Consider the following 3,011-nt stretch of genomic DNA (forward strand, 5'->3'; position numbering starts at 1 on the left):
GCACCGACGCGACCGCCAGCCACTTGTCGGCGACCACGGCGCGCAGCCGCGCCGCGCCGGTCTCGACCTGCACCCGTTCCAGCGCGGCACACACGCCCGCCAGCGTCGCATCGGCGCCCAGCGGCGCGATCGACAGCGCCGACACGCTGTCGGGCAACCAGCGGCCGCGTGCCACCACGCCCCATTCGACGCGCAACGCGCCGATCGCGACGACCAGCGTCGCGCTGCTGCGGGTGCGTTCAGCCGGCGACACGGGCCACCTCCTCCAGCGTGGTCTCGCCGCGCGCGACCCACTGCCACGCGGCCTGCTGCAAGGGCTGCAGCCCGGCCTGCGCGGCGCGTTCCTTCAGCACCGAGATGGGCGCCTTGCCGGCGATCAGCTCGCGCAGCCCGTCGTCCAGCAGCAGCACCTCGGCGACCGCCTTGCGGCCCTTGTAGCCGGCGCCGCGGCAGTGGCCGCAACCCTGCCCGGCCTTGAAGGTCCAGCCCTGCACCTGCTCGGCCGTCAGGCCGGCCGCCTCGATCTCGTGCAGTGCCGGCTGCACCTCGACCGCGCAATGCGGGCAGTTGATGCGCAGCAGCCGCTGCGCGACGATGCCGTTCAGCGCCGCCGCGAAGCTGTAGGCGTCGACGCCCATGTGCAGGAAGCGCCCGAGCACGTCGAACACGTTGTTCGCATGCACCGTCGTGAAGACCAGGTGGCCGGTCAGCGCCGCCTGCACCGCGATCTGCGCGGTCTCGCCGTCGCGGATCTCGCCGACCATGATCTTGTCCGGGTCGTGGCGCAGGATCGAGCGCAGCCCGCGCGCGAAGGTCAGGCCCTTCTTCTCGTTGACCGGGATCTGCAGCACGCGCGGCAGCCGGTATTCCACCGGGTCCTCGATGGTGACGATCTTGTCGCGGCCGGTGTGGATCTCGGTGATCGCGGCGTACAGCGTGGTGGTCTTGCCGGACCCCGTCGGCCCCGTCACCAGCAGCATGCCGTGCGGCCGCGCCGCGAGGCGGCGGATGCCGGCCATCGTCAGCGCATCGAGCCCCAGGTTGTCCAGCCGCAGCGACTTGGCCTGCTCGGTGAGCGACTGGCGGTCGAGCAGGCGCAGCACCGCATCCTCGCCGAAGATGTTGGGCATCACCGAGACGCGGAAGTCGATCTCGCGGTCGTTGACGCGCACCTTGAAGCGCCCGTCCTGCGGGATGCGGCGCTCGGCGATGTCGAGCTCGGCCATCACCTTGATGCGCGAGATCACCTGCTCGGCCATCTCCTGGCCCTGCACCTGGGTCAGCGGCACCAGCACGCCGTCGATGCGGCACAGCACGTGCAGGCAGCCGGCATCGCATTCGAGGTGGATGTCGCTCGCCTGCAGCTTCAGCGCGTCGTACAGCGTCGAGTTGACGAGCTTGACCACCGGGCTCGCATCGTCGCCGATGCTGGCCAGCGTGATCACCGCCGCCACGTCCTCGTCGCCAGCCGCCCCGGCGCCGCCGTGGAAGCCGTCCATCGCACGCAGCTGGCGCTCCTGTTGCGCCAGGCAGGCCTGCAGGTCGTCGGGGTGGGCGATCGCGACGCGCGGCGCGGCGCCGTTCAGGCCGTGGCGGCGCAGCGCCCAGTCCTCGGCGGCGCCGTCGAACGGGTCGCTCAGCACCAGGTGCAGCACCCGCGCTTCGTCGGTGGCCAGCAGCACGCCGCGCTGCAGGCAGTCGGCGTACGGGATGCGATCGAACTGCGGGCGCATCGCATGCAGCTCGCGCATGCCGAGCACCGGATAGCCGAAGCGCTCGCCCAGCGCCGCCATCAGCAGCTCGGGCGGCCAGCCGGCCAGCTGCTGCAGCGCCTGCACCAGCGAGCGCTCCTCGCGCGCGGCCAGCGCGCGCGCGGCGTCGACCAGCGCGGGTGTGACCTCGGGCACCAGCGGCGGCTGCGGGCCGGTCATTGCAGGCTCCCGGCCAGTTCGAAGATCGGCATGTACATCAGCACGACGACGGTGCCGATCACGATGCCGATCACGCTCATCAGGATCGGCTCCAGCAGGCGCGAGGCCCAGTCGACCCAGCGCGCGAAGTCCTCGTCCTGGAAGCGCGCGGTGCGCTCCAGCATCTCGGCCAGCTGGCCCGACCGTTCACCGACCTTGATCAGCGATTCGGCCACCGGGCTCGCGAGGCTCGCCGCCAGCAGCGCCACCGACAGGCTCTGCCCCTGTTCGACCGCCAGCCGCGCCTGCGCCAGCCGCGCTTGCTGGCGCGCGCCGAGCAGGCCGTCGACCATGCCCATCGCACGCGACAGCGAGATGCCCGACGCCAGCAGCAGCCCGACCGCGCGGTAGAAGCGCGCCAGGCGGAACTCTTCGGCCTTGCCGGCGAACCACGGCAGCCGCAGCACCTGCTCCAGCAGCCAGGCCCGGCCGCGCGCACGGCTCACGCCCCAGCCGAGCAGCGCGCCGGCCCCCACGAAGGCGCCCGCCGCGAGCTGCCAGTGCGTGTGGATGACCTGGCCGAAGCCGAGCAGCACGCCCGACATCCACGGCAGCGGCCGGCCGGAGGATTCGTACACCGCGCTGAACCTGGGCACCACGTAGCCGAGCAGGAACAGCGTGACGAAGCCGCCCACCACCAGCAGCATCACCGGGTAGATGGCGGCCGAGATGAGTTTCTTGCGGATGGTGTCGAACTGCAGCTGGTAGGCGATGAAGCGCGACAGCGCGCGCGGCAGGTCGCCGGTGCGTTCGGCGGCGCGCACCGTGGCCACGTAGACCTCGGGGAAGTGGCGCGGCGTGCGCGCCAGCACGTCGGAGAAGTTCTTGCCTTCGCGCAGGCCCTGCAGCATCGCGGCCAGCACCGCGCGCACCGGCGGCTGGCGTTCCTTGGCGTGCAGCGTCTCCAGCGCCTCGTTCAGGTTCAGCCCGGCGTCCAGCAGCGCGAGCAGTTCCTGGCTGAACAGCAGCAGCGGGAAGTGCGCCCCGGCGGCCGAGGCCGACGCGGCCGCCGTGTCGAGCCCGGTCTCGATCGCCAGCACC

The 3,011-nt window shown here is 72.1% G+C and carries 3 protein-coding genes; all 3 read right to left on the reverse strand.

The annotated features are described in order from the left end of the window. Nucleotides 1–253 (reverse strand): hypothetical protein (locus tag AC1D01_RS27705; protein ID WP_477872125.1); only part of this gene is annotated, 253 nt, incomplete at its 3' end. Further along, on the reverse strand, nucleotides 240–1,931 hold the full coding sequence (locus AC1D01_RS27710) for a GspE/PulE family protein (protein WP_477872127.1): 1,692 nt from the start codon (nucleotides 1,929–1,931) through the stop codon (nucleotides 240–242). The genes AC1D01_RS27705 and AC1D01_RS27710, both read right to left, overlap by 14 nt. Next, nucleotides 1,928–3,011 (reverse strand): type II secretion system F family protein (locus AC1D01_RS27715; protein ID WP_477872129.1); only part of this gene is annotated, 1,084 nt, incomplete at its 5' end. The genes AC1D01_RS27710 and AC1D01_RS27715, both read right to left, overlap by 4 nt.

This window comes from Rhizobacter sp. P3_B12 (genome assembly GCF_056402895.1).